The organism is Pusillimonas sp. MFBS29 (genome assembly GCF_020687695.1).
Taxonomy (GTDB): domain Bacteria; phylum Pseudomonadota; class Gammaproteobacteria; order Burkholderiales; family Burkholderiaceae_B; genus Pusillimonas_C.
In genome coordinates, this window is the sequence record NZ_JAJEWL010000010.1 from 65,224 (window position 1) to 91,284 (window position 26,061).

The 26,061-nt window shown below is 57.5% G+C and carries 24 protein-coding genes; 9 read left to right on the forward strand and 15 right to left on the reverse strand.

All coding sequences use genetic code 11. The features are described 5' to 3' along the window. Window positions 1-6: 6 nt before the first annotated feature. Window positions 7-993: a quinone oxidoreductase gene (locus LKR43_RS14365; RefSeq protein WP_227684898.1), complete on the reverse strand. Its 987-nt coding sequence runs from the start codon at window positions 991-993 to the stop codon at window positions 7-9. A gap of 78 nt (window positions 994-1,071) precedes the next feature. Here LKR43_RS14365 and LKR43_RS14370 point away from each other — a divergent pair, with 78 nt between their 5' ends. Next, on the forward strand, window positions 1,072-1,938 hold the full coding sequence (locus LKR43_RS14370; protein ID WP_227684899.1) for a DMT family transporter: 867 nt from the start codon (window positions 1,072-1,074) through the stop codon (window positions 1,936-1,938). Between the two features lie 69 nt (window positions 1,939-2,007). Here LKR43_RS14370 and LKR43_RS14375 read toward each other — a convergent pair whose 3' ends face one another. After that, window positions 2,008-3,075 carry a tartrate dehydrogenase gene (locus LKR43_RS14375; RefSeq protein WP_227684900.1) on the reverse strand — a complete coding sequence of 356 codons (1,068 nt, stop codon included), beginning with the start codon at window positions 3,073-3,075 and terminating at the stop codon, window positions 2,008-2,010. A gap of 70 nt (window positions 3,076-3,145) precedes the next feature. After that, the gene (locus LKR43_RS14380) at window positions 3,146-4,693 is read right to left on the reverse strand and encodes a helicase HerA-like C-terminal domain-containing protein (protein ID WP_227684901.1); all 1,548 of its coding nucleotides are present in this window, start codon (window positions 4,691-4,693) and stop codon (window positions 3,146-3,148) included. Between the two features lie 115 nt (window positions 4,694-4,808). On the opposite strand from LKR43_RS14380, the gene LKR43_RS14385 reads away from it, so the two are divergent. From LKR43_RS14385 to LKR43_RS14420, 8 genes are all read left to right on the forward strand, one after another. After that, on the forward strand, window positions 4,809-5,552 hold the full coding sequence (locus LKR43_RS14385) for a YebC/PmpR family DNA-binding transcriptional regulator (protein ID WP_227684902.1): 744 nt from the start codon (window positions 4,809-4,811) through the stop codon (window positions 5,550-5,552). Window positions 5,553-5,590: 38 nt separating this feature from the next. Next, the gene (gene purD, locus LKR43_RS14390; RefSeq protein ID WP_227684903.1) at window positions 5,591-6,880 is read left to right on the forward strand and encodes a phosphoribosylamine--glycine ligase; all 1,290 of its coding nucleotides are present in this window, start codon (window positions 5,591-5,593) and stop codon (window positions 6,878-6,880) included. After that, on the forward strand, window positions 6,877-7,785 hold the full coding sequence (hemF, locus tag LKR43_RS14395) for an oxygen-dependent coproporphyrinogen oxidase (protein WP_227684904.1): 909 nt from the start codon (window positions 6,877-6,879) through the stop codon (window positions 7,783-7,785). The genes purD and hemF overlap by 4 nt, the downstream gene beginning before the upstream one ends. Then, entirely contained in the window at window positions 7,776-8,378 is a 603-nt protein-coding gene (gene nadD / locus LKR43_RS14400) for a nicotinate (nicotinamide) nucleotide adenylyltransferase (RefSeq protein WP_227684905.1), read from the forward strand. Before hemF ends, nadD begins: the two co-directional genes overlap by 10 nt. 22 nt (window positions 8,379-8,400) lie before the next feature. Further along, the gene (rsfS, locus tag LKR43_RS14405) at window positions 8,401-8,805 is read left to right on the forward strand and encodes a ribosome silencing factor (protein WP_227684906.1); all 405 of its coding nucleotides are present in this window, start codon (window positions 8,401-8,403) and stop codon (window positions 8,803-8,805) included. 15 nt (window positions 8,806-8,820) lie between these two features. Then, window positions 8,821-9,291, forward strand: a complete 471-nt coding sequence (rlmH, locus tag LKR43_RS14410) for a 23S rRNA (pseudouridine(1915)-N(3))-methyltransferase RlmH (RefSeq protein WP_227684907.1) — start codon at window positions 8,821-8,823, stop codon at window positions 9,289-9,291. 27 nt (window positions 9,292-9,318) lie between these two features. Then, the gene (pyk, locus tag LKR43_RS14415) at window positions 9,319-10,773 is read left to right on the forward strand and encodes a pyruvate kinase (protein ID WP_227684908.1); all 1,455 of its coding nucleotides are present in this window, start codon (window positions 9,319-9,321) and stop codon (window positions 10,771-10,773) included. A 73-nt stretch (window positions 10,774-10,846) separates the two neighbouring features. Beyond that, window positions 10,847-11,419: a nucleoside triphosphate pyrophosphatase gene (locus LKR43_RS14420; protein ID WP_370632128.1), complete on the forward strand. Its 573-nt coding sequence runs from the start codon at window positions 10,847-10,849 to the stop codon at window positions 11,417-11,419. Between the two features lie 35 nt (window positions 11,420-11,454). On the opposite strand, the gene LKR43_RS14425 is transcribed toward LKR43_RS14420, so the two are convergent. From LKR43_RS14425 to LKR43_RS14480, 12 genes are all read right to left on the reverse strand, one after another. Then, complete coding sequence (locus LKR43_RS14425; protein ID WP_227684909.1) at window positions 11,455-11,766, reverse strand: hypothetical protein; 312 nt, start codon at window positions 11,764-11,766, stop codon at window positions 11,455-11,457. Between the two features lie 228 nt (window positions 11,767-11,994). Continuing rightward, window positions 11,995-14,061, reverse strand: coding sequence for a nucleoside-diphosphate sugar epimerase/dehydratase (locus tag LKR43_RS14430; protein WP_227684910.1), 2,067 nt, complete (start codon window positions 14,059-14,061; stop codon window positions 11,995-11,997). A gap of 38 nt (window positions 14,062-14,099) precedes the next feature. After that, window positions 14,100-15,278: a DegT/DnrJ/EryC1/StrS aminotransferase family protein gene (locus LKR43_RS14435; RefSeq protein WP_227684911.1), complete on the reverse strand. Its 1,179-nt coding sequence runs from the start codon at window positions 15,276-15,278 to the stop codon at window positions 14,100-14,102. 14 nt (window positions 15,279-15,292) lie between these two features. Continuing rightward, window positions 15,293-17,521, reverse strand: coding sequence for a polysaccharide biosynthesis tyrosine autokinase (locus tag LKR43_RS14440; RefSeq protein WP_227684912.1), 2,229 nt, complete (start codon window positions 17,519-17,521; stop codon window positions 15,293-15,295). A 30-nt stretch (window positions 17,522-17,551) separates the two neighbouring features. Then, the gene (locus LKR43_RS14445) at window positions 17,552-18,670 is read right to left on the reverse strand and encodes a polysaccharide biosynthesis/export family protein (protein ID WP_227684913.1); all 1,119 of its coding nucleotides are present in this window, start codon (window positions 18,668-18,670) and stop codon (window positions 17,552-17,554) included. 32 nt (window positions 18,671-18,702) lie between these two features. Next, on the reverse strand, window positions 18,703-19,197 hold the full coding sequence (locus LKR43_RS14450) for a low molecular weight protein-tyrosine-phosphatase (RefSeq protein WP_227684914.1): 495 nt from the start codon (window positions 19,195-19,197) through the stop codon (window positions 18,703-18,705). Beyond that, complete coding sequence (locus LKR43_RS14455) at window positions 19,194-19,901, reverse strand: hypothetical protein (RefSeq protein ID WP_227684915.1); 708 nt, start codon at window positions 19,899-19,901, stop codon at window positions 19,194-19,196. Before LKR43_RS14455 ends, LKR43_RS14450 begins: the two co-directional genes overlap by 4 nt. Next, window positions 19,898-22,099: a YjbH domain-containing protein gene (locus tag LKR43_RS14460; protein ID WP_227684916.1), complete on the reverse strand. Its 2,202-nt coding sequence runs from the start codon at window positions 22,097-22,099 to the stop codon at window positions 19,898-19,900. The genes LKR43_RS14455 and LKR43_RS14460 overlap by 4 nt, the downstream gene beginning before the upstream one ends. 60 nt (window positions 22,100-22,159) lie before the next feature. Then, window positions 22,160-22,393 (reverse strand): hypothetical protein, encoded by a 234-nt coding sequence (locus LKR43_RS14465; RefSeq protein ID WP_227684917.1) that lies wholly within the window; start codon window positions 22,391-22,393, stop codon window positions 22,160-22,162. 158 nt (window positions 22,394-22,551) lie between these two features. Then, window positions 22,552-23,214 (reverse strand): NeuD/PglB/VioB family sugar acetyltransferase, encoded by a 663-nt coding sequence (locus LKR43_RS14470; protein WP_227684918.1) that lies wholly within the window; start codon window positions 23,212-23,214, stop codon window positions 22,552-22,554. Between the two features lie 8 nt (window positions 23,215-23,222). Continuing rightward, a complete protein-coding gene (locus LKR43_RS14475) occupies window positions 23,223-23,825 on the reverse strand; it encodes a sugar transferase (protein WP_227684919.1) in 603 nt (200 codons plus the stop codon). A 75-nt stretch (window positions 23,826-23,900) separates the two neighbouring features. Next, window positions 23,901-25,112, reverse strand: coding sequence for a glycosyltransferase family 4 protein (locus LKR43_RS14480; RefSeq protein WP_227684920.1), 1,212 nt, complete (start codon window positions 25,110-25,112; stop codon window positions 23,901-23,903). Window positions 25,113-26,061 lie beyond the last annotated feature (949 nt).

Here is a 26,061-nt window from a genome sequence, read left to right on the forward strand (position 1 = left end):
AGCAAATTAATCGAGCGTAAGAATGGTGGCTCCCACCGTCTTGCGCGCGGCCAGGGCTTCCTGGGCATCGGCAGCCGCTTCCAGCGGAAAGCGCTGACCGATGGTGATGTCGATCTTTTTCTTGGCAACCAGATCGAACATTTCTTTGGAAGCCGCTTTCATTTTCTCCAGAGTGGCAACGTGCGTGCCCAGCGTAGGCCGGGTTACGAACAGCGAGCCCTTGCTGGCAAGCACGCCCAGATTGACGCCGTTGACCGGACCCGAAGCGTTGCCGAAGCTGACCATCAGGCCGCGCGGCTCGAGGCAGTCGAGCGAGGTTGTCCAGGTATCTTTACCCACGCCGTCGTACACGACCGGCACTTTCTTGCCGTTGGTCAGTTCCTTGACGCGCTCGACCACGTTTTCACGCGAGTAGTCGATGACTTCCCAGGCGCCGTTGGCCTTGGCCAAAGCGGCTTTTTCAGGTGTGGAGGCTGTGCCGATCAGCTTGACGCCCAGTGCCTTGGCCCACTGGCAGGCGATCAGGCCCACGCCACCCGCAGCGGCATGGAACAGAATGGTTTCACCGCCCTGCAGGCGATAGGTTTGCCGGAACAGGTACTGTACGGTCAGGCCTTTGAGCATGATGGCAGCCGCCTGTTCGAAGCTGACGCCCTTGGGAATCTTGACCACGCGGTCAGCCGGCAGGGTACGGGCTTCTGCGTAGGCACCAAGCGGGCTTTGGCCATAAGCAACGCGATCGCCCACTTTAAGATGCTTGACGCCGGCGCCGACCGCTTCGACCACGCCCGAGGCTTCAAAGCCCAGGCCGTGCGGCAAGGGATGGGCATACAAGCCACTACGGCAGTAAATATCGATAAAATTAAGGCCTACCGCTTTTTGGCGTATAGTGACTTCGTTTTCCTGTGGCGCCGGAACCTGCACTGATACAAGCTGCAGTACCTCGGGACCACCATTTTTTTCGATGCGTATTGCTTTGACCTGGGTTTCCAAGACAGACTCCTTGCGTAATTTGTGATGCTTGCTCGACAACACCTAGTTTAAATCTTAATTGCCTTCCCGTACCGTAATATGAATCGTCAACGTGCTCTTTTTTCGATTCATATCGCCGCCGTTTTGTTTGGGCTTACGGGCATCTTCGGCGAACTGATTCAGGCCGACGCCATGGCCATCACGGCCGGTCGTGCGTGCTTTGCCGTGATCGCATTGCTGGCGTTCATGCGCTACCAGGGCGTATCGCCCATCCGGAACATCACGGCTCGTGATCTGGGCATATTGGCCATCGCGGGCGCCATGCTGGCCGTGCACTGGGTTACCTTCTTTATTGCCGTCAAGATCAGCGGCGTGGCCATTGCCACCCTGGGTTTCGCCAGCTTCCCCGCGTTTATCACACTCGGCGAATACTTCCTTCTGAAAGAAAAAGTCAGTGCCAGCGAATGGCTGATCCTGCTGCTGGTCACGCTGGGCCTGATCCTGGTAACGCCCTCGTTTGATTTCCAGGACGACGCCACCGTCGGATTGCTCTGGGCGTTACTGTCGGGTCTTTCCTTTGCTGCGTTTACGCTGATCAACCGGCGTGCGGCCACGCATATTCCGGCACACAAAGTGGCCTGCTGGGAAAACCTGTTTGTTGCCCTGCTGACCTTGCCGTTCTCCGTGTCTGCCATCGGGCAGCTGGGTGCCATGGACTGGGTCTGGCTGGCGGTGCTGGGGGTCATGTGCACGGCGCTGTCGCACTTCTTGCTGGTGTCCAGCCTGATGGTGCTGCAAGCCCGCAGCGCAGGCATCGTGATTGCGCTGGAACCTGTTTATGCCATTGTGTTCGCGGCCGTGCTGTTCGCCCAGTACCCAAGCATGCGTGCCGTGCTGGGGGGGATTCTGATGATCAGCGCTATTGTCTGGTCGGGGTTGCGCAAGGCCGACAAAAAGTCGGCCTGATCGCGCTACCGTTCCTATGCAGCTTTCTTGCCCATGTGCATATCCACATGGATGTCGGTATACGAAAAACTACCCCTTGGCGATGGCTTCGGCCACGGCCTTGCCAACGTCCTGCGTGTTGGCCTTGCCACCCATGTCGGGGGTGCGTGGCCCGTGTTCAAGCACGGTTTCTATGGCCTTGACGACCTGGGCAGACGCTTCCGGGTAGCCCAGGAAATCCAGCATCAGGGCGCCGCTCCAGATTTGCCCTATGGGGTTGGCCAGGCCTTTGCCGGCGATATCGGGGGCCGAGCCGTGTACGGGTTCGAACAGCGACGGGAACTTGCGCTCGGGGTTCAGGTTGGCCGAAGGCGCAATACCGATGGTGCCGGTGCAGGCCGGGCCCAGGTCGGACAGAATGTCGCCAAACAGGTTGGACGCCACCACCACGTCGAAAAAGTCGGGGCGCTGCACAAAGTGTGCGCACAGGATATCGATGTGGAATTTGTCCCATTTCACGTCGGGGTACTGCTTGCTGATCTCGGCGACCCGGCTGTCCCACCAGGGCATGGAAATGGAGATACCGTTCGATTTTGTTGCGGCGGTCAGGTGCTTGCCACGTTTTTGCGCCAGATCGAAGGCGAACTTCAACACGCGGTCGGCTCCGACGCGGGTGTAAACGCTTTCCTGAATGACCACTTCACGCTCGGTGCCCTGGAACAGAATGCCGCCGCTGTTGGAGTATTCGCCTTCGGTGTTCTCACGGACAATGAAGAAATCAATATCGCCGGGCTTGCGATCGGCCAATGGCGTCTTGATGCCGGGCATCAGTCGCACCGGACGCAAGTTGATGTATTGGTCGAATTCACGGCGGAACTTGAACAGCGATTCCCACAACACGATGTGGTCAGGCGCAATGTCGGGCCAGCCGATGGCGCCAAAGAAAATGGCCTCGTGCCCGCCTATGCGTTCCTTCCAGTCTTCAGGCATCATGCGGCCGTGCCTGGCGTAGTAGTCGGTGCTCCAGTCCAGCACATCGTAGTCCAGCCCGATGCCGTAGCGCTTCGATACGGCATCCAGCACCCGCAGGCCTTCGGGCATAACTTCTTTCCCGATACCATCACCCGCAATAACTGCGATTTTGTGAGACTTAGCCATTTTTACTCCTGTGTCCTGTCGTTAAATTATTCGAAATCTGTTGATCGCCAATGGCAGCATCATAACGGTTTCAGCGGCTTTTGCCGCCTATCAGCGAACCCAGTACGCCACGCAAAAGGCGGGTTGCCGTACTGCGCACGGCGCTTTTCACGGCAGACTGCACCACTCCGTCGCGCCGGCCACCGCGAGGCCCGGTCGAGCCGAACAGAAAATCGCTGACGTCGCCCATCAGGCCCGAGTCTGTTTCCTGCTTGCCGCCGCTCGTGGTTTTGGCAGCGGCCTGGGCGGCCTCTTGTGCGGCTTGCTCTTGCTCAACGCGGGCCGCTTCCTGTTCCGCAGCCGCCGCACGCTTTTTCAAAACTTCGTAGGCCGATTCGCGGTCGACCGCCTTGTCGTACTTGCCACCAAGCAACGACGCCGAGCGCAAGGCCTGGCGTTCGGCATCGGTGGCCGGGCCGATACGGCTGCCCGGCGCGACCATCCAGACCCGCTGGGTTATCGTAGGCCGGCCTTTGACATCGAGCATGGAAACCAGGGCCTCGCCCACGCCCAGCTCGGTGATGGCGGCTTCGATATCCAGGTCGGGATTCGGGCGCATGGTCTCGGCCGCCGTCCTGACCGCCTTCTGATCGCGCGGCGTAAACGCGCGCAAGGCATGCTGGACACGGTTACCGAGCTGCCCCAATACCGTATCGGGAATGTCCAGGGGGTTCTGCGTAACGAAGTAAACCCCCACGCCTTTGGAACGCACCAGCCGCACCACCTGCTCGATTTTTTCGAGCAGGGCCTTGGGCGCGTCGTTGAACAGCAAATGGGCTTCATCGAAAAAGAACACGAACTTGGGCTGGTCGGGATCACCGACTTCAGGCAGCCCCTCGTACAGGTCGGCCAGCATCCAGAGCAGGAAGACGGCGTACAGGCGCGGCGCCTGCATGAGCTTGTTGGCCGCCAGAATATTGACGATGCCCTTGCCTTTGGCATCGGTTCGCATCCAGTCGAAAATATCGAGCATGGGTTCGCCAAAGAACTGATTGGCCCCTTGCGATTCCAGACGCAGCAAGCTGCGCTGTATGGCGCCCACCGATGCCGACGAGACATTGCCGTAACGCGTACGCAATTCCGCGGAACGATCAGCCACATTCTGCAGCATGGCGCGCAAGTCTTTCAGATCGAGCAGCAGCTGCCCTTCGTCGTCGGCCACCCGGAACACGATGTTCAGCACACCTTCCTGTGTGTCGTTCAGTTCCAGCATGCGAGCCAGCAACAGCGGCCCCATGTCGGAGACCGTGGCCCGCACCGGATGCCCCTGCTCACCGAAAATATCCCAGAACACAACCGGGCTGCCGCCCCATACCGGTTCAGGCAGACCCAGGTTGGTCAGGCGTTCCTGCAGCTTGGGATTGGGTACGGCAGCCTGCGAAATACCGCTAAGGTCGCCCTTGACGTCGGCCATGAAGACCGGCGTACCCATACGCGAAAACGACTCCGCCAGCACCTGCAGGGTCACGGTCTTGCCGGTGCCGGTGGCGCCGGTAATACAGCCGTGGCGATTAGCCAGCTTGGGCAGCAATGTGGTTTGCACCTGATCATTCTTTGCAATAACGACGGGATCGGCCATATTTCTCATCCGCAAAAAGGCAAATAAAAGGACCTCAAGTGTAATTCGATGCCCTGGTTACTGCACGCGCTAAAATAGGGTCACCGTAACTCGCATTTAGATTAATAAGACTTTTATGGCCGGACACAGTAAATGGGCGAATATCCAGCACCGAAAGGGTCGCCAAGATGCCAAGCGCGGCAAACTCTGGACAAAAATCATTCGTGAGATCACCGTTGCGGCGCGTGCCGCCGGCCCTGATCCCGACTCCAATCCACGCTTGCGGCTCGCCTGGGACAAGGCCACCGCCGCCAATATGCCGAAAGACAACATCCAGCGCGCCATCCAGCGCGGCGCGGGTGCGGCCGACGGCGCGAACTATGAAGAAATCCGCTATGAAGGCTACGGCGTAGGCGGTGCAGCCGTTATTGTCGACTGCATGACCGACAATCGCATGCGCACGGTCGCAGAAGTGCGCCACGCATTCAGCAAAAACGGCGGCAATCTGGGCCAGGAAGGCTCGGTGGCCTTCATGTTCAAGCACTGCGGTCAGTTCCTGTTTGCTCCGGGTACTTCAGAAGAAGCCGTGATGGAAGCCGCCCTGGAAGCCGGCGCCGAAGACATCCAGACTGACGAAGAAGGCATGATAGAGGTCATTACCGCCCCTGCCGACTACGCCGCCGTCAAGGCCGCCTTCGAGCAGGCCGAACTCACGCCCGAAGTGCAGGACATCGTCATGAAAGCCCTGAACGAAACCGAACTCGCGGGCGACGACGCCATCAAGATGCAGAAAATGCTGGACATGCTCGAAGGCCTGGACGACGTGCAGGAAGTCTATTCCACCGCCACCTTCGACGAATCCGGCGATATCGACGAGTAGCCACTCTCTTTTAAATTTACCTGAGCGTTCAGACATCCATGAAACTACTCGTAATTGGCGGCGGTGGCCGGGAACATGCACTGGCCTGGCGACTGGCCCAGTCGCCGCGCGTACAAACCGTTTACGTTGCACCCGGCAATGGCGGCACGGCCCTGGCCGACAATATGCAGAACCTTGAGATCAGCGCCACCGACGAGCTGATTGCTTTCGCCAGGCAGGAAAAGATCGCCTTTACCGTGGTCGGCCCGGAAGCGCCGCTTGCGGCGGGCGTGGTCGATGCCTTTCGCAATGCCGGGCTGAAAATCTTCGGCCCCACCCGTGCGGCAGCCCAGCTGGAAAGCTCCAAGGATTACGCCAAGGCTTTCATGGTGCGTCATCAGATCCCTACGGCCGCCTACCAGACCTTTACCGATCCGGCGCTGGCCAAGGCCTACATCACCGGGCAAGGTGCGCCCATCGTGGTGAAGGCCGACGGTCTGGCAGCGGGCAAAGGCGTGGTCGTAGCCATGGACCTGGCCCAGGCGCATGAAGCCATAGACATGATGCTGGGCGATGGCTCATTCGGCGAAGCCGGCGCACGCGTGGTCGTGGAAGAATTCCTGTCCGGCGAAGAAGCCAGCTTCATCGTCATGTGCGACGGCCAGCACGTGCTGACGCTGGCCACCAGCCAGGATCACAAACGCCTGCAAGACAACGACCAGGGCCCGAATACCGGCGGCATGGGCGCCTATTCGCCCGCACCGGTCATTACCCCCGCCCTGCACAACCGCATCATGCGCGAGGTCATCAACCCCACGCTGGCGGGCATGGCCAAAGACGGCAACCCCTACACCGGCTTCCTGTATGCCGGCCTGATGATAGGCGACGGCCCCGATGCCACCCGCTCCCTGAAAGTGCTGGAATTCAACTGCCGCATGGGTGATCCGGAAACGCAGCCCATCATGATGCGCATAAAGAACGACCTGACCGAAGTGTTCGAGCTGGCGCTCAACGGCAACCTGGATCAGGCCAACATCGACTGGGATCGCCGCACGGCGCTGGGCGTGGTAATTGCCGCCCACAACTATCCCGGCACACCGCGTACCGGCGACGTGATCCACGGCCTGCCCGACGACACGCCCGACTGCGTGATCTTTCATGCCGGCACCCGCCTGGATGGCGACGAGCTGAAAACCTCGGGGGGACGCGTATTGTGCGTCACCGCCCTTGGCGACTCGGTCAAACGCGCCCAGGCCACGGCCTATGCGGCCGTAGCGCAAACCCGGTTCGACGGCCGTCAGTACCGCAGCGACATCGGCTGGCGCGCGCTGCCCGGAGGGTCGGCATGACCGTTGCCATTCCAACGGCCCGCGACTATTTCCTGGATCTCCAGTCACGCATAGTGTCGGCTCTGGAAGCCGCCGATGGCACGCCTTTTGAAACCGACCAGTGGGATCGCAATGAAGGCGGCGGCGGCATTTCGCGCTACCTGGAAGGCGGCGCGCTGCTGGAACGGGCCGGCGTACTGTTCAGCCACGTTCAGGGCAAGACACTGCCCCCTTCGGCCAGCGCCCATCGCAAGGAACTGGCCGGCCGCCCCTGGGAAGCCATGGGCGTATCGCTGGTGCTGCATCCGCGCAACCCCTATATTCCAACCGTGCACATGAACGTGCGCCTGTTCGTCGCCCACCCGGCAGCGGGCAGCAACGACGACGATGTATTCTGGTTTGGCGGCGGTCTGGACTTGACGCCGTACTACCCTTTTGAAGAAGACGCCCGGCACTTCCACCAGGTATGTCACGATGCCGTCGCCCCTTTTGGGGCCGACAAATACCCGGCCTACAAGAAGTGGTGCGACGAGTACTTCTACCTGAAGCACCGCAATGAAACACGCGGCGTGGGCGGGCTGTTTTTCGACGACCTGAACGAAACCAGCTTCGAGCACAGCTTCGCACTCACGCGCTCGGTGGGCGACAGCTTCCTGAAGGCCTACCTGCCCATCGTCGAAAAACGCCGCGACACGGCTTATACCGAAAAAGAACGCGACTTCCAGGCTTACCGCCGTGGCCGCTATGTGGAATTCAACCTGGTCTTCGACCGTGGCACCTTGTTTGGCCTGCAGTCTGGCGGACGCACCGAGTCCATTCTGCTTTCCATGCCGCCAACCGCCACATGGCGCTATAACTGGACGCCTGAGGCCGGCTCGGCCGAAGCCAGGCTGTCCGACTTCCTGACACCACGCGCATGGCTGTAAAAACCGGCTTGCTGGGCGGCAGCTTTGACCCCATACACCTGGCACACATCAGCCTGGCCCGCGCGGCCTGGCAGTTTCTGGGCCTGGAAGAGGTTCAGCTGATACCAGCGGCCAACCCCTGGCAACGCGAACCCCTGGCCGCCAGCAGCGAACATCGCCTGGCCATGCTGGAAATCGCCAGCCGGCACGACGCCTACTTGCGCATCAACCCCATTGAAATTACACGGGGCGGCGCCAGCTACACCATAGCTACGCTGCGTCAGTTGCCCAGGGGGCCCGACTATTACTGGATATTGGGCGCCGACCAGCTTGTGAACTTCTGTACCTGGGATTCCTGGCAAGAAATCACGCAACTGGTGCACCTGGTCGTGGCACAGCGGCCGGGCTCAACCCTGCAAGCGCCCGCTGCCTTGACCGAACAGCTGGCCCGGATCGGGCGCAGCCTGATCCACCTGCCTTTCGAGCCCACCGCCATATCGGCCACCCTGATCCGGGAGCGCCTGGCCAGCGGCGAATCAACTGCCGGGCTGCTTGATGTTGCGGTCGAGCAATACATTAATGAAAATGGGCTGTATCAGCCCCCTTCCACCTAAAGTCTCACGGTATAGTCACACCATGGATATTCAAAAATTACAACGCTTGGTCATAGACGCCCTTGAAGACGTCAAGGCACAAGACATCAAGATCTTCAATACCACCCACATTACGGGATTGTTCGATCGCGTCGTTATCGCCAGCGGCAGCTCGAACCGGCAAACCCGCGCCATCGCGGCCAACGTGGCCGATGCCGCGCGCAAGCACAAGCTGCCCATCATTGCCTACGAAGGCGACGACACTGGCGAATGGGTGCTGGTCGACCTGGGCGACATCGTCGTGCATTGCATGCAGCCCATGGTGCGCCAGTACTACAACCTGGAAGAAATCTGGGGTGGCAAGCCGGTGCGCGTGAAACTATTGCCGCAGTCCACGCAGCCCAGCGTGCCCGAATCGTACGACTTCGATGACATCGACGACGACTGACAACGGGTAAAGCCGATGAAACTGATCGTCGTGGCCGTCGGACTGCGCATGCCGGACTGGGTAGAGACTGCCTGGCGCGATTACGCCAAGCGGCTGCCCGCCGACTGTTCGCTGGAACTCAAAGAGATCAAGCCCGAACCGCGTACATCGGGCAAAACACCCGCACAAATGATGCAGGCCGAAGCGCGGCGTATCGAGGCCGCCATTCCTGCCAATGCCCTGCGCATTGCGCTGGACGAACACGGCAAGGATCTGACCACCATGGGCCTGGCGGCCGAGCTCGAGAAGTGGCGCGGCGCCGGTCAGGACGTAGCCTTGCTGATAGGCGGGCCCGACGGACTGGATCCCCAGCTCAAGCAAGCCTGCAACGGCAAGTTGCGACTGTCTTCACTTACACTGCCCCACCCTATGGTCCGCGTCGTACTGGCCGAACAGCTGTACAGAGCCTGGGCTATCATGACGGGCCACCCTTATCACAGAGCCTGATACCCCGCACCTGCAAGGCCCAACATAATGAAAGAACAATACACCAGCACGCGCCGCACCAAGATCGTAGCCACCCTGGGGCCTGCCAGCTCCAGCCCTGAAAAAATCGAACAACTGATACTGGCCGGCATGGACGTTGCGCGGCTGAACTTCTCGCATGGCGAGGCTGATGACCATCGCCGGCGCGCCCAACTGGTCCGGTCGCTCTCGGAAAAACACGGCAAGTACGTCGCCATCATGGGCGACCTGCAAGGTCCGAAGATCCGTATCGCACGCTTCAAGAACGACAAAGTCGTACTGCAAGTCGGCCAGCCCTTCACCCTGTCCAGAACCCATCCCGGCGATGCCGGTGATGAAACCATCGTGGGCATCGACTACCCCAGCCTGGTGCAAGACTGCCACCCTGGCGACGAACTGCTGCTGGACGATGGCCGCGTTGTGCTGCAGGTCGACCATGTGGAAGAGCACGAAGTACACACCATTGTGACCGTGGGCGGCCCCTTGTCGAACAACAAGGGCATCAACCGACGCGGCGGCGGCATATCCGCGCCCAGCCTGACCGACAAAGATCGCGAAGACATCAAGCTGGCCGCAGAACTGGAAATGGACTACGTAGCCGTATCATTTCCCCGCTACGGCAGCGATATACAGGAAGCCCGCAAGCTGGTGCAGGCCGCCGGCAGCAAAGCCTGGATCATTGCCAAGATAGAACGCGCCGAAGCCGTGGCCGATGATCGCGCACTGGATGCCATCATCAAGGTCAGCGACGGCGTGATGGTGGCGCGCGGCGACCTTGGCGTGGAAGTTGGCGACGCCCGCCTGGTCGGCATACAGAAACGCATCATCCAGCACGCACGCACCCACAACAAGCTGGTGATTACCGCCACGCAAATGATGGAGTCCATGATCAGCAGCCCGATACCCTCGCGCGCCGAGGTTTCGGACGTGGCCAACGCAGTGCTGGACTACACCGACGCCGTCATGCTTTCGGCCGAAAGCGCATCGGGGCAATACCCCGTGGAAGCCGTGCAGGCCATGGCCCGCGTATGCCTGGGTGCCGAAAAAGAACCCACCAGCACACGCTCGCAACACCGCCTGGGCGAAACCTTCAGCCGCTGCGACGAAACCATAGCCCTGGCCGCCATGTATGCCGCCAACCACTTCCCCGGCGTCAAGGCCATCATCTGCCTGACCGAAAGCGGCCACACGCCGTTGATCATGTCGCGCATACGCTCGGGCGTGCCCATCTACTGCTACACACGCCATCCAGGCACCCAGCGACGCGCCGCCATGTTTCGCGGCGTATACACCGTGCCCTTCGACGCCGCCCGCATCGACCCGGCCGTGGTCAGCGATCAGGCCATAGATCAGCTCAAGCAACGCGAACTGGTCAAGAAAGGCGACTGGGTCATACTGACCAAGGGTGACTTCTACAGCAACAGCGGCGGCACCAACGGCATGAAGATCCTGAAGGTCAAATAGGAACGCGCACGTGAATCTGCCGCTTGTGTACCTGGCCTCGGCCAGCCCACGCCGCCACGAGATTTTGCTGCAAATGGGCGTTCCGCACGACATACTGCGCGTACCGATGCCTCCCGGCGAAGATGAGCCGCGCCTGCCCAACGAGCCGCCGCATATCTACGTGCTGCGCACCGCCCGCGAAAAGGCAGTGCGAGCCGTTCAGTGGGTAGAGGCTGTGGGCGCCACGGCGCTGCCGGCAGACGGCGACGCACTGGACGGCAGCCGGCCGATACTATCGGCCGACACCACCGTCATCCTGGACGATGACATCCTGGGCAAACCGCTGAATGCTGAAGACGCGTACAGCATGCTGCGCAGGCTGTCTGGTCGCCGCCACGAAGTACGCACCGCGGTGGTTCTGGCGCACGCCGGCGAGCTGCACGAGGCAGTCTCGATTACCGAAGTACACTTCAAAGCCCTGACCGAATCCGAGATCGCAGCCTACTGCGCTACCGGCGAACCCATGGGCAAGGCCGGCGCCTACGGCATACAGGGCAAGGCCGGCATGTTCGTAGAACATATCGCCGGCAGCTATACCGGCGTAATGGGATTACCGGTTTATGAGACAGGACGGTTGCTGGGGGCTATTGGCGGCCGCGCCGCTTAATCAAATACGTTTTAGTTTGACGTCTTGTATTGGATTTACCGGTAAAGGTAGCGCCAATACCATTGCCTGACTGGCCAGAGCAGTGCGGCTTTATCGCCTCGGCTTCCGGTGACGCTGTCGAGTACCCATACGATGCCCTGCAGCACCGCCCAAACGACCAAGGCCAAGCCTATTCCAAGAAACAAGGTCAGCCATTCTGCGGAACTTATCTGCCTAACGGAGCTTACGATGCCAATGAGGCTCATGCCTAAAATGGCTATGCCAAAAAGGGAGGCTCCCGAGACGACAACCCAGCTGAGGGCTGAAATCAGTTTTGCCATATGGGAAATTCCGGTTTTTGCACTCATTTTTGCATCCAAAGCTTAAAAGGAAACCAATCGAAAATGCAGCGAAAAACACCGATAATACCCATATTATTAGGGTTTTTATATTAAATATCGATTACGGTGTGACCAGTTGAATCTTGTGTTGTGTATACGAAACGATTCATAACGTAATATTTTAAAACATTATTGCGTTTTGGTCACTAGCCCACATGGAACACCGAAAGGGCAAGCCCGAAGGCTTGCCCGGCATTAACTCAGCACCGCCGGCCCGGTCTGCTCCTGGCGCACGCCACCGTGCTCCGTCCTTTGCAGATGTATCCAGTCTACGATGTCTTCGTCGGGTTTGAAGCCATCGACCAGTTGCAGGAACAGATCGCGCACCTTGGGGTAGTCGTCGTCCTTAACGGCCTGGTGCAGGTCGTCCAGTGCCTGCTTCAGGGCGTCCCAAGCCAGGCGCTTTTCATTGGCGCGCATGATCATGGGGTGCTCGGTGCGGGTAACGTTGTCGCCGATCAGCAGTTCTTCGTATAGTTTTTCGCCGGGGCGCAGGCCGGTGTATTCGATGGCGATATCACCGTCGGTATTGTCCTCGTCGCGTACGCTCAGGCCCGACAGCAAGATCATTTTCTCGGCCAGTTCGGCAATTTTCACGGGCTCGCCCATGTCCAGTACGAAGACGTCGCCACCCTCGCCCATGGAGCCGGCCTGTATGACCAGTTGAGCGGCTTCAGGGATGGTCATGAAGTAGCGGGTAATCTTCCTGTGAGTCACGGTTACCGGGCCGCCACGGCGGATTTGCTCGCGAAACAGCGGAATGACCGACCCCGACGAACCCAGCACGTTGCCAAAGCGCACCATGGTAAAACGCGTACGGTTGGTCACCGGTTCGTCATCGACATTGCCGTACAAGCGCGGCGCCACTTCAACGGCCAGGGCCTGCAGCACCAGCTCGGCCAGGCGCTTGGTGCCGCCCATAATGTTGGTGGGGCGTACCGCCTTGTCGGTGGAAATCAGCACGAAATTCTTCACGCCGGCACGCAGCGCGGACTGGGCCGAATACAGGGTGCCGAAGGTGTTGTTCAATATGCCTTCGGCAATATTGCGCTCGACCATGGGCACGTGCTTGTAGGCGGCGGCGTGATAAACGGTGTCGACTTTCCAGTTGGACATGACATCGTACAGCCGCCCCTGGTTGCGTATGGAACCCATAACGGGAATCACGCGCAGGTCCAGGCCTTCGTTGCGCACAAAATTGGCCAGTTCCTGGTGAATGCTGTACAGGCTATATTCCGAATGCTCGAACAGTATCAGTATGCGCGGCGAGGTGCGCACAATCTGGCGGCACAGTTCCGAACCTATCGAGCCGCCCGCGCCGGTCACCATAACGACTTGATCGCGTATGCAGCGTTCGAACAGGCCCATATCGGGCTTGACGGCGTCGCGCCCCAGCAGGTCGTCAATATCTACATGACGCAGGTCTTCAACCTGAACGCGGCCGCTGGCCAGGTCCATGAAGCCCGGCACGGTACGAACCTGTATGGAATAGTCGGCCAGCATTTCAATGATTTCATTGCGGCGCGCGCGCGAGGCCGAGGGAACAGCCAGCAAGACTTCTTCTGCACCGGTGTCCTTGATGGCGTACTCGATGCGATCCGGCGAATAAATCGTCAGGCCCGCCATCACGCGCCCGGCCAGCGCAGGGCTGTCGTCAATAAAGCCCACCGGGTACATTTCACGGCCCAGACGCAAGGCGCTTAGCAGCTGGTTACCTGCCGCACCCGCACCATAGATCAGTACCTTCGGCCTGCAATCGGCCTCGGCCTGCTTGCGTTGACTGGAAGGCAACGTCAGCAGACTGATGCTTTCCAGGTTGAAAAACTTGCGCATAAAAATGCGCAGTCCACCCACCAGGAACAGACCAAGCAGCCAATAAATAATCAGTGTGGAGCGCGGCACAACGGCTGGGGGATCACCGTACAGAAAAACAGCCACGCCCAGCAGCATGGTCGATAGCGTAACGGCCCGGCCTATGGCCACCAGGGCCTGATTGCCGATGTAGCGCATCACGGCCCGGTACAGGCCATAGCGCGTAAATATGGGCAGGCTGATGGCAGGTGCCAGCATGAACAGCCAGGCATGGCCACTGAAAGGCTCGACCTTTGATGCATCATCCAGCCTGATGTAAAAAGACAGCCACAACGCCAGCCATATCAGGACCAGGTCAACCACCATCTGCAGCACGCGCTTTTGCTCGCGCGGCAGCGCCAGCAGGCGCTCGCGTATGGTTATCGCTTGAGGCTGGATATCAGCAGACATTCTTCTTTCCCCAGATATCTTTACGTTCAAGAGTTCAATTACTGCGCGGCGGCACGTGTCATCACATCGGCCAGCACGGTGCAGGTCTTTTCAATTTCCGCTTCGGTCAGCGTGGGGTGCACCAGGAACATCAACGACGTTTCACCCAATTCACGCGCAACGGGCAAACGCTGTTCAGGGCGCCAGCCGGTACCGTCAAAGGCCTTTTCCAGATACACTTCAGAGCACGATCCCGAAAAGCACGGTACGCCTTGGGCACTGATTTCGCCCAGAATGCGGTCGCGGTTCCAGTCGGGCTTAAGCTGATCGGGCTCTACAAATACATAGCATTTATAGGCCGCATGCTGGATATCGTCGGGCACCACGGGCACGCGCAAACCTGCAAAAGCCGATGCCGCCGCCCAGATGCGCCGGGCGTAGTCCTGGCGTTTGGCCTGCCACTGCGGCATGCGGCGCAGTTGAATGCGCCCGATTGCGCCCTGCACTTCCAGCATGCGCCAGTTGGTGCCAAAGCTTTCGTGCAACCAGCGAAAACCGGGGGCATGGTCGCGTTCGTAAACGGCTTCCCAGCTTTTGCCATGGTCTTTATACGACCACATCTTCGACCAGAGCTCGCGGTCGTTGGTGGTGACCATGCCGCCTTCGCCGCCGGTGGTCATGATTTTGTCCTGGCAGAAAGACCAGGCGCCCACATGGCCGATAGAACCCACCGGCCGGCCCTTATAGCGCGCGCCATGGGCCTGGGCGCAATCCTCTATGACGAACAGATTGCGTTCGGCGGCCAGCGCCATAATGGGGTCCATATCGCAAGGCCAGCCCGCCAGGTGCACGCAAATCACGGCCCGCGTGCGCGGTGTGACCACGTCGGCTATGGTCTGCGCCGTAATGTTCTGCGTATCGCGGTCCACCTCGGCAAAAACAGGCACGGCACCGGCATTGATAATGCTGGATACCGAAGCCAGGAAGGTGCGCGGCGTAACCACTACCTCGTCGCCGGCGCCCAGGCCCAGGGCCTGCAAGGCGGCATCCAGGGCCAGGGTGCCGTTGGCCAGGGCCACGGCGTATTCCGTACCCGACCAGGCCGCAAATTCTTTTTCGAACTGGCGGCATTCCTGTCCCGTCCAGTAATTCACTTTATTGGAAAGAATGACATCACGCGCCGCATCGGCTTCTTCCGATGTGAACGAGGGCCAAGGTGAAAAAGGAGTATTCAGCATTGCAAGGCTTCTTCTTATTTATACGAGTAGTAGTATTGATAGGATGCGCCGTAGCCCAGGCGATAGCGCCTCACACCGTTGAAAATCACTCCCTTCAAGGGGCCATCCACGCCCGCGTTGCGCAGCTTGGTCATGGAGTCGCGAATTTCGGCCATGGTGCTGTGCTCGGCGCGTACCACCATAAAGGCGGCGTCTACATGCCGCATCAGGGCCAGTGTGTCTGCCACCGGCAGCAACGGCGCGGTATCGGCAATAACCAGGTCGTAGTCGCCTTCCAGCTGCTTCAGCAACTGCTCCAGCGCAGGCGTCAGCAACAGCTCGCCCGGATTGGGCGGTACCGTGCCGGCCGGCAAAACCGTCAGGCCGTCATTCACCTTGACCAGCGCATCGGCCAGCGGCACACTGCCAGACAACACGTCGGACAAGCCCTTGCGCTTGCGCTCATAGCCAAAGTATTCATGCAGGCGGCCACGACGCAGGTCCACGTCCAGCAACACCACCCGCTGCCCGGCTGATGCCAGCACCGCCGCCAGATTGGCCGACACAAAGCTTTTGCCCACCCCGGCGGTGGCGCCGGTAATGGCGATGGCCTTGCCCTTGGTGCCCATCATGGCAAACGACAAGCCGGTGCGCAGCGAACGCAGGCTTTCCACGGCCGGGTCTTCGGGGTTGGCTATGGCCAGCACATGCTTGTTGTTCTTGCCATTGCCCCGCCCCGGCAAGGCAATGCGAAAGCCCTTCTGAACTTGCGATTCGGGCACGCTCACGTAAGTGCTCAAGCCCAGGCGCTGCTCTATCTGCTCGGCGCGCTGAACCGAAGGCCGCAAGAAGCGGCGCAAGAACGCAGCGATCACACCCAGCATCAGGCCCAGCATCGCAGCCACAACTACTATCAGTGCCCGCTTGGGTTTGATCGGCCTTTCCGCCACCACGGCAAAGTCAATAATGCGCACATTGCCTATGGTGCCGGCTTCGGCCACGCGCAGTTCCTGGGCATTGTTCAGCAAGGAAATATACAACTGGGTATTAACCTCTGCATCGCGCTGCAGGCGCAGCAGGTCGCGCTGGGCTTCGGGCAGCTTGTCTATGTTCAGGCCCAGCTTGGCGCTGGCATCTTGCACCGCCGCCAATTGCTGGGCAATGGCCTTGAGCATGGGGTGTTCGGGCTTGTAGCGCTCACGCAGTTCGTCGCGCTTAAGCTCCAGCTCCAGCCTGCGGTTTTCCAGCTCTATGGCCTGCTCCAGCAAACCCTGAGTCTCTTCCGGAATACTGATGGTTCCGCTAGTCGTGCGGAACTGGCTAAGTTCTTCTTCTTTGCCCTCTACATTTTGCTTGAGTTCCGGCAGTTGCTTTTCCAGAAAGGCCAGGCTGCTGCGGGCTTCGGCGCTGCGCCGCTCCACGTTCTGTTCCAGGTAGGCGCGCGCCACGGCATTGACAAAGTCGGTGGCAAATTGCCGGTCGTCGCTTTCGAAACCCAGCCGTATCACCTGGCTTTGCTTGCCGGCTTCGGACACCTGCAGCCCGGCACGCAGGGACTCATACAGCAGCACGGGCGAAGCCTGCCGCACCAGGAAGCGCGTGCCGGCCCGGCCCGTTAAGGACTTGACCGCCAGATAGGCATCTTCGCCGCCTATCTTGAAGTGCAGGCGCTGGCCCAGGCGGGCACCTTGCAGCAGCACCTGGTCGTCATCATCCATCAGGTTGAAGCCGTCGGCCGTGATTTCCAGGAAGAAATCCTGGCCCCAGGCCCGGCGCGGCAAAGCCAGCTCGGCCAGCTCCAGGCGCTCGCCGCCCCAGGCATAGCTGCCCAGGCCCCATAAGGGTTCGGCCAGCTCGGCCGAACCGGCCTCGTGGCGGCGTGCCATCCAGGAACCAATCAGTGGAAAGTGATTATCCACCTGCACCGTTACGGCAGCGCCGGTGGTTTCTATGGCTTTCAGCAGCACCTCGCGCGAGCGCAAGATTTCTATTTCGCCAGAAATACTGCTTTGCTGCACGCCAAAGGCTTCCGACAACTGCGACAGGCCAGCCAGCCCGGCGCCGCCTTTCTGGTCTTCTACCTGAATCAGCGCATCGGCCTTGTAGATCGGCGTGGCCAAAATGGCATAGGCCAGCCCCAGAGCCAATACCACCGCAAAGGTAATAACAATTAACCATACATTTTGCAGCAACACATTGAACAGCTCAGCCAGGCTGATTTCCTGTTCGTCGTTATTCTGCAGCGCTTTATCCGCAACCGTCATAGCGTTTTTTATTCCCGATTTATCAAGGTATTAGTTAGTGGCGTTTACGCCCTGGAACAGCGAACTGGCCGTGGGCAGAATCTGGTTGATCACGCGAGACCAGCGCGTAACCGCAGCCGGGTCAACGAACACCACATCGCGCGGCTGCATCACGAAGCTGTCGGCCAGCATCAGCGCCGCGGGGTTGCTGGCATTCAAGTGCCAGATTTCCGGCCGGCCGGAATCGACCGAGCGCATAACGTAAACCTGGCTGGCGCGCGACGTGACGGGGTTCAAGCCACCCGAATCACCCAGTGCATCGGCCAGGGTGTAGCGGCCCCAGGGCAGCATGCGCGCCTCGGGTTTCATGACCTCGCCCAGCACGAATATCTTGCCCTGGTTGCGCTCGGGCACATTCAGAATATCGCCGTCCTGCAGCAGCACGTTCTGGCTTAAATCGCCCTTGTAATACAGGGCGTACAAGTCAAGATTGCGCACCACGCCGTCGCGGTTCAACACCACGTTGGAAAGATCAGCCTCTTCGGTCAGGCCGCCCACCTGGGTCAGCAGGCTGGTAACGTACAGGGGTTCGTCGGTCAGGGGCACGGGGCCGGGCTTATCGACCTGGCCCACCACAAAGGCCTTCTGGCTGCGATACTGCAGCACCGATACATCCACCTGGGGTTCGGTCAAATACTCGGTAAGGCGGTTGGTCAGCTCGCGGCGAATATCTGATGTAGTACGGCCCGCAGCCTTGACCCGGCCCGCGTACGGGTAAAAGAAGTAGCCGTCGCTTTTAACCGTCAGGCCTGCCAGATCGCTGCTAAGCTGCCCGGCGGGGTTATTCAATTCCGGGTGATTCCAAACCGTCACCATCAGCACATCGTTGGGCGCAATCCGGTAGCTATAAGCCGTGTTCCTGGGGCGCAGCTCAGCCGCATCGCGCCGCGCCAGAGCAATATCGGCTTCGGCACGCTGTTCGCTAAGCAGGCGATGCACGGTTTCCGGCGTAATGCTGTGAATGTCGGCCCGGGCCCGCACATCGGCCTCGCTCATTTCAGGCTGGCGCTCGTTGTTGTTGGGCGTTACCCCCAAATACATGCCCGTGCAGCCAGACAGCACAAGGCTTGCTGCCGCCACCAGCGCAAAGCGCCCCAAGTTTGTGTTCATGATAGTCGCCATAGTCTTTAATTTTTTAAGCATCAGGAATGGGATGGAGCAGGCAGCAGTCCGGCCTGCAACATATGGTCTATCCAGGCCGAACAGCCCTGGTCGATTTGATCGAATACCTGCTCGAAAGCGGGCAAGGGCTCATGCAAGGGGTCGGCAATTTCCCGCCCCTGCCAATGGCCCAGCAAAAACGTTTTGCCGCTCGCAAACGGGTAGCGCCGCAGCACGGTATGGCGATGGTGGTTTTCCATGACCAGCAGCACGGTTGCGTGCTTCAATGCCGCAGACACACAAGCCTCCGATCGTTTATCGGCTGCGATGGGAATGCCGCGATCGTGATTCACCTGCAGGGCAAATTTATGGGGAGTACGGCCTACGGGCGCATCCAGCCCGCAGGAAGCCACCTGGGCCTGCACACCACGTAGGGCCAGCTGATATCGCAATACCGCCTCGGCCATGGGGCTGCGGCATATATTGCCCGTACACGCCACCATCAGCAAAGGGCCTTGAGTATTCCGCGTGTTCATTGCGCACACACCATCCATTCAGTCATAACGTCCCAACGCGGGTTCACCGTTAGCGCGCTGCGCCGCAAGACTTCAGGCGTTTCCACCAGCACCTGTATGCGCTCGTCTTGCACGGCCACCACCCGGCCCCTGGCGATGTTCCTGGGCGAGGCGCCATCGGTCAGTGTGGAACATAGCTCGGCCCCCACCTGCCCCAGTACAGGGGCCAGGGCCTCGAAAGTGCGCTTGCGCCGCACCATCATGGGTGACGCCAGGGTATCGGTTTGACCCATATTCCAGTCGCCCGTAAAGGCCTCGCCCGTGGGATACACCAAATATGATCCACGACCATGGCGCTGGTCGTGATCCCACTGACCCACGTATTTATCGCCACGCCAGGGGGAATGTTCGCCGTATTCATACACGCCCTGGCCATGGCGGTAGCCTTGCAGCCACTCGCCCGCATACGCGTCGCCGTTGGCATACAGCTTTACGCCATAGCCAGATGCCGCACCGGCATCAAAACCACCCTGGTAGAAAGCGCCGTTGGCGCCGCGTGCCACACCCTGGCCCTGGGCCAAGCCGTTTAGGCAATCGCCTTCGTAAGACGTTTGCAGCTCTGGATCGAGCACCTTGCAGTCCGGTGCGGCATAGGCCAGGCCGGCAAACATCAGACCCACCATGCCCCAGACGCACAGGTTTTTTCGGCTGATTGGTTTCGTCATGGGGAGTCTTCTCCTATGACGTCGCCAAAGGAGCGCAGGCCATCACCTTCCAGTGCATTGTCTTCCCAGCTATTACGCATGATTTCGTACAAGTCGCCGGGCGAGGTTACCATCTGGCCAACGTCGCGATTCCAGGGCGACAAATCGAAGGATACTCGTGAAGCCGTATCGCGCGTAGTCATGGTAGACAGCGGAATACGCATGAACACGCCCTTGTCGTAATAGGGGCTGCTGGGCGAACCGGGCGAAGTAATATCGTTGCCGTTGGTGCGGGTGTACCACAAACCCAGTTCAACGCCGGAACGGAATTTGCGGGCAAGCTCGAAACGTACGCCTTCATCCTTGGCCAAAAAGCGCCCTGCCCGCACGGTGGCGGTTACGCCTTCAAAATAGGGTACGCGGTAATGCATGGAAGCAATCGCAGTTACCGTGCTGTAGTCCAGAAAACCGGTGCCCTTGTAGTCGCGCTGGCGCAGTACATCTACCGCCATATCCCAGGCAAAGCGCCCACCCGGGCTAAGGTAAAGAATCTGCGCACCGGCACCGCCGTACATTTCCTCGTACAGGCCGGCAGAAGCCCGCACATAGGTGCGCGTGGCCGGCTGCCAGTAGCGGCTTACCGTCAGGTCGTTCAGCTTGACGCGCGCCGCCTTGCGATATTCAGCCAAATCGGACCGCACATGCGGCAACAGCGAATTGGATGGATTGGATACATCACTGATGTTTTCCTTGATGCTGCCCATAACACTGCCCTTGAGCCACCAGCCGCCGCTCAGGTTCAGTTCCGCGCCCAGGCGCAGCCCTATATCGTATTTAAAGGCGCCGCTGGGGTCGTTCAAATAGGTACTTAGGTAGGGGTTAAGCGAAATGCTGGATTGCCCCATGGTGCTGCCCGACAAGGCCAGCACGTTGCGCCCGAAGAAGCCGCCACCCGCATTTTGCCGCGCAAGGTCTTCCAGGGTTTCATCAATATCGTTGGCACGGGCGGCGGCGCTGCGCCCTTCCGGGTCGGCATAGCGTATGGTCACCGCATGGGCCAGTTGTGCGCGCGATGCCGTACCGGCAAAGTAACGCTGCAACACCGACACATCATAGAATTCCCAAGTCATGCCCGCCATGCCCTGGGTCTTCCAGGTAAGTTCCATTCTTTCTGTTTCAACTGGCGCATATTGCAGCGCCAGCAGCGCGGCACGGCCTATGCCGCGCGAAGCGTAGCGATAGCGTGCGCTGGAAAACGACAAGGCCATGGTGCCATCGCGCCATGCCATCTGCACATTGCGCAGGCCTTCAGCATGCAGGGCTTGCAGCAAGCCCAGGCGCCAGTGTTCGCGCTCGTGCCATTGGGCGGCCGTAGGGCGCGGCGCAGTACTGGCCCAGGCACCACCGGGCAGCGGGCCGGTTTCGTCTATCTTGGGAATGAACTCGCGCTGCTGCAGCGGCAGGCTAAGCGAAACGTTATACACATTTTGCCCGTGCATGCGGCCCACCTGGAAGGCCAGCGGGCCATAGCGGTATTCCAACGCCCCGCCCCAGGCACCCGTGCTGCGCGCGGATTCGCCCGTTTCGGCATAATGGCCGCCGTAGTTGTAATCGGTGCGGTCGTATTCGGCCACGAACGACCACGACGGCAAGGCCTTGAGCCCCAAGCGCGCGCCACCGAACAGGCCATCGATGCGCTTGCGGCCATAACCCACGGTGCCGTCCACATAGCCCCAGTTGAAATCAAAGCGCTTGTTGGCGGCAATGAATTCGCTGCTGAACAAACGGGTGCCGGTGAAGTCGTCGGCACCTATGGAAATTTCGGGCAGCCAAGTGGTGCCAAAGGCATTTTCGGGCAGCAGACGCAGCTTGAAGGAAGCGGCCTTGTCTTTATTATCGCCATAGCCTTCCCAGCCCGGCCTATCGTCAAGGTTGTAGCCGTGTATGCGTGTGTAGCGCCCCGCCACCTGCAAAAAAGGCAAGACCTGAGCCGCCACATAAGGCGCACTATAAGGCCGGGCATAGCTGAAGCCTGCGGTAAGCGTGCCATCGGCCTCCATACGGGCGTTGGGCATATGCATAAGCCCTGTCAGCCCCATGCTGCTGGGCTGCGCCCATGCCGGCAGCATGACCGCCCCGGCAACCATTCCCACTAAAGCCTTGAACACGCAGCCGCAACACATGCGCGGCGCAGCTGCGCCGCGCACTTTTGAACCCATTTATAACGCCTTATGAAGCATCCGGCCCTGACCCGGGCCGGATGCGTTTAGCCAAGATGATCAGTGATGGCTGTGGGAAGAAGTACCGCCACTATCAGTAGATTGCGCTACGGCGGCAACCGCGGCAGCCGCTGCAATAACGCCAGCCGCAACCGCTGCAGCCGGAACTGTTGTACCGGCTACGCTAACGCCGCCAGCAGCCGAACCCGCAGGAGCATTGCCCTGCGCTACGGCAGCAACCGAAAACAGCGCCAATGCTGCGGCGCCTAGCGATTTAGCAATAAAAGTTGTCATAAAACCTCCAACTATTGATAAAAATAACTGCCCAAAGTATTTAACACCCACCCGTTACTTTACCAATTAGATCACGCGTTGATGTCATAACAATGTCAACAAACATTAGCAATTGTTAATTATGCAATAATAAAGCTAGCCCAGCCGTGGATATCCGCTCAATTCTTGACAAACGGCTTGGCGGGGTTCCCTACCACTACGGCGCCCGCAGGGACATCTTTAGTAACGACAGCCCCCATACCCACTACCGCCCCTTCACCAATTACCAAGGGCTTGCCAGGCACACCTTGTTTCAATACTGCACCTGTACCTATATATGCATGATCATGAATATGAACATTCCCATTGCATTTGACACCCGGCGCAAATGTTACATAATCACCAATTACGCAGTCATGGGCTACATAACTATAAATATTCGCATGAAAGTACTTTCCAATTACAACATTAGATGTAATGCAAACGAATGGGCACAATATGGCGCCGCGTTCAATCTGCACATTGTCTAGCACCATTACATTGTCTGCCTGCACTTGAACAGGATGAATGTTGCCCTCTTCGCAGCGCAGAGCCAGCTTTGCTCTAACATTCGCATCTGCAATCGCAATGGCAATGTGCTTTTGCTTGGCGGAAATATTCACAAAGTCGTCATAAGACATAACTGGGTACGAGTTAGCCTCGTTTTGTTGGCCGCCATCATCAACAAAAACAAATTTATTAGACTTATCAGCAAACAAACCAGCCACTTGCGTGCGCAGCACCGGCATTACTTCACGGCCAAACCCGCTAGCTCCATATACACCAATCAAATTGTCTAACATCTCTCACCTCATTTATTGTGTTGCGATCCAGTAAAACGAGACATTGTTGCTTCACCATCAGCACTGATGCCATCGCGCACGATTACTTTTTTAACTGTCAGAAAAAGTATCTTCAAATCCAGTGCCAACGATCGATTATCCACATACCAGACGTCAAGCTCGAATTTCTGTTCCCACGACAAAGTATTACGCCCATTGACTTGCGCCCAGCCCGTTACACCAGGTCTTACCTCGTGGCGACGATATTGTTCAGGCGAATATAAAGACAGGTATTCCATAAGCAAAGGACGCGGGCCAACAAGACTCATGTCGCCCTTGAGCACGTTCCAAAGTTCGGGCAACTCATCCAGACTGGAAGAGCGCAAGAACTTCCCAAAAGATGTAAGTCGCTCAGAATCGGGCAATGGGTTTCCCTCGGAATCAACAGCATCCTTCATGGTGCGAAACTTCACCATTTGAAAGGGTTTGCCGCCAAGGCCAGGACGGACCTGACGAAACAAAACAGGAAAACCTAAATTACGATAAATCAACCAGCCTAACACCATTAAAATAGGTAATAAACACAGCAGCGCAAGCGTCGAAACTAAAATATCTATCGAGCGTTTAAACATAAAATAATATATCTAACAATCAAAATCAGAGTTACACACTTATCAACATCTAAAATATAAAATAAACTAACACTCTTAACCCGAACAAACTTGAATAAATATTTTTTCAAGCCTCTTCGCCAAATCTTCTCTAGAAAATCTGTCCTTCGCTATTCTCCTCGCATTCTCCCCTGATTGATGCACCAAGTCCTTATTCTTTAGAAATCTCGAAAGCACCAATGCTGCCTCAGTCACATCCCGCGGTAACACCACCCCCAAAGACTCGACTTCGATAAGTTCTTTTTGCCATCCACCATGATTAATTATGATTGGTTTGCCAGCAGCCAAGCCATCAAAAAACTTATTAGCAGAGTTCGCTTCTAATGCTTCCACATCTATCACAAGTGAAATTATCGCCACACTATCTCGAAAAGCATTAACAAGCTCCACTTTAGGCATAGGAGGAAAGTGAAAAAAATTGCACCCAAGTGTCCCATTCTGTACAGCCAATTTTTTTACTTTATCTAGCTCGGCACCTTCTCCAATTACCACAAAAGAAATATCACTATTTAATGGACGAACAGCCTCCGCTAGTTGAACTAGATAAGAAACTCCATTCACCCTTCCTAGGGTTCCAGGATATAAAACCATAGGCCTTCGCAATAATTCCGGCTTCAACATTTTAAATAATCCTGGCCGTATGTGATTTGGATCAAATAAATCCAAATCAGCGCTATTAGGAATAACCGAAACCTTATTACGCTCTATCCCACGCTTAACTATTCCGTTAGCCATATCCTCAGATAAAGCTACTATATGCGCCGAGTTCTTATACGCAAATAGCTCAAGAGCTCGAGAAGCGTAGATTAATAATGGATTCTTAATTACTTCCAACGCAATCGGTACCTCTGGCCACAAGTCTCTAACCTCAAAAACCATAGGACATTTACTTTTCTTGGCAGCATATACTCCTGGCAATGCAATAGTTAGCGGTGTGCTAGTTGCAAAGACAAGATCCCCTCGCAGCAGTGCAGATTTCTTTGCTGCAGCATAAGCAAACCTAAAAAAAGATCTGATACGAGCATAGAATCCCATGGTATTATTATAGGAATTATTAAACCAGTGCACATTAATTCCATCGATTAGCTCCGTATGCCAATCCAGAGCCTCAGCACGAAGTTCTGCTCTGGACGTTACGATATGCACCTCATGCCCCCACGAAACTAATCGCCGTGCCATTTCATATGAGCGAGTTCCTCCCGCCATATCAGGTGTTTTAAAATATTGATGCAGGTAAACTATTTTCATATATCACTTTAGGTATATAAATATTAGTTAGTCACTATTAACAAAATCGGACATTTATGGCCAGGCAGCACTCTTGTGTGAGATACTTCAATACGAGAATAGCTAAGATCCGCGATGACAGTTGCAACGCAGTAATTAAAAATTGACACCTGTTCCAATGCTTCAGCTTCGTACAGGGTATACCTGTCGTATGGATTTCCAGAAATTACCATAAAGCCATCATTTAACTGCTCTAAAGATAAGTATTTTAAATTCAAATGTAAGTGCCAAATCGGCATTTCCCCTAATCAAATTCTGGATTTCTCCGTTACTCAAGAATATGATTTATGCGCCATTACGTCATCCAGATTAAAGGGTGCAACTCCTGCGGCTTGACTATTCCGTAAATAAATAGCGCGCTAGACAGCATCCATCCAAAAGCGGAGTGCAAATACTCTTTTCTGCATACACTGACCAAGTAGATATAGGCATCGTGACCAACTCGAAGCGAAAGCCTTCGCACGGAACAATTGACGCTCTCACTAAACCTCAACCCACATTGGCCCGTCACGTTAGGCAGACGCTGCTGATCACGTTCAATCGGTTCGGAATCATCCCGATACGCGACGAGTCCGAACATAACAATTGCAGTCGTTAAACTGCTCTTGCATATGGTGCAACTATGTTCGCCAGCGGCCTTCATTGTAGCTAGAATCTCCTCACGTCGCCCTTCACCCGAGGGCCAGCTAGTATTATCATTCCGAAAACTGAAAGGCGAGACTGGCCATAGACTACATCCATTAAGGTTCCCTAATGGTCGAACTGGGTAGTGGCCTCAAAGAATACTTCATTTTGATCTACGCATTCAACATAGAATGGGAAAATTCTGTCAGTAGAAAAAATCTAGCCTAGGAATTATCGACAATTGGGAAAATCAGGTCAAAAACCAACCAATACTACTTTGAATCAT

Coding starts and splice junctions, on each gene's coding strand:
- LKR43_RS14450 (WP_227684914.1), bottom strand. CDS start 19,197: ATGAACACGCGGAATACTCAAGGCCCTTTGCTGATGGTGGCGTGTACG.
- pyk (WP_227684908.1), top strand. CDS start 9,319: ATGAAAGAACAATACACCAGCACGCGCCGCACCAAGATCGTAGCCACC.
- LKR43_RS14460 (WP_227684916.1), bottom strand. CDS start 22,099: ATGGGTTCAAAAGTGCGCGGCGCAGCTGCGCCGCGCATGTGTTGCGGC.
- LKR43_RS14380 (WP_227684901.1), bottom strand. CDS start 4,693: ATGGCCGATCCCGTCGTTATTGCAAAGAATGATCAGGTGCAAACCACA.
- LKR43_RS14385 (WP_227684902.1), top strand. CDS start 4,809: ATGGCCGGACACAGTAAATGGGCGAATATCCAGCACCGAAAGGGTCGC.
- purD (WP_227684903.1), top strand. CDS start 5,591: ATGAAACTACTCGTAATTGGCGGCGGTGGCCGGGAACATGCACTGGCC.
- LKR43_RS14470 (WP_227684918.1), bottom strand. CDS start 23,214: ATGTTAGACAATTTGATTGGTGTATATGGAGCTAGCGGGTTTGGCCGT.
- nadD (WP_227684905.1), top strand. CDS start 7,776: ATGGCTGTAAAAACCGGCTTGCTGGGCGGCAGCTTTGACCCCATACAC.
- LKR43_RS14435 (WP_227684911.1), bottom strand. CDS start 15,278: ATGCTGAATACTCCTTTTTCACCTTGGCCCTCGTTCACATCGGAAGAA.
- hemF (WP_227684904.1), top strand. CDS start 6,877: ATGACCGTTGCCATTCCAACGGCCCGCGACTATTTCCTGGATCTCCAG.
- rsfS (WP_227684906.1), top strand. CDS start 8,401: ATGGATATTCAAAAATTACAACGCTTGGTCATAGACGCCCTTGAAGAC.
- LKR43_RS14455 (WP_227684915.1), bottom strand. CDS start 19,901: ATGACGAAACCAATCAGCCGAAAAAACCTGTGCGTCTGGGGCATGGTG.
- LKR43_RS14475 (WP_227684919.1), bottom strand. CDS start 23,825: ATGTTTAAACGCTCGATAGATATTTTAGTTTCGACGCTTGCGCTGCTG.
- LKR43_RS14440 (WP_227684912.1), bottom strand. CDS start 17,521: ATGACGGTTGCGGATAAAGCGCTGCAGAATAACGACGAACAGGAAATC.
- LKR43_RS14445 (WP_227684913.1), bottom strand. CDS start 18,670: ATGAACACAAACTTGGGGCGCTTTGCGCTGGTGGCGGCAGCAAGCCTT.
- LKR43_RS14420 (WP_370632128.1), top strand. CDS start 10,847: ATGGGCGTTCCGCACGACATACTGCGCGTACCGATGCCTCCCGGCGAA.
- rlmH (WP_227684907.1), top strand. CDS start 8,821: ATGAAACTGATCGTCGTGGCCGTCGGACTGCGCATGCCGGACTGGGTA.
- LKR43_RS14370 (WP_227684899.1), top strand. CDS start 1,072: ATGAATCGTCAACGTGCTCTTTTTTCGATTCATATCGCCGCCGTTTTG.
- LKR43_RS14465 (WP_227684917.1), bottom strand. CDS start 22,393: ATGACAACTTTTATTGCTAAATCGCTAGGCGCCGCAGCATTGGCGCTG.
- LKR43_RS14425 (WP_227684909.1), bottom strand. CDS start 11,766: ATGAGTGCAAAAACCGGAATTTCCCATATGGCAAAACTGATTTCAGCC.
- LKR43_RS14430 (WP_227684910.1), bottom strand. CDS start 14,061: ATGTCTGCTGATATCCAGCCTCAAGCGATAACCATACGCGAGCGCCTG.
- LKR43_RS14480 (WP_227684920.1), bottom strand. CDS start 25,112: ATGAAAATAGTTTACCTGCATCAATATTTTAAAACACCTGATATGGCG.
- LKR43_RS14375 (WP_227684900.1), bottom strand. CDS start 3,075: ATGGCTAAGTCTCACAAAATCGCAGTTATTGCGGGTGATGGTATCGGG.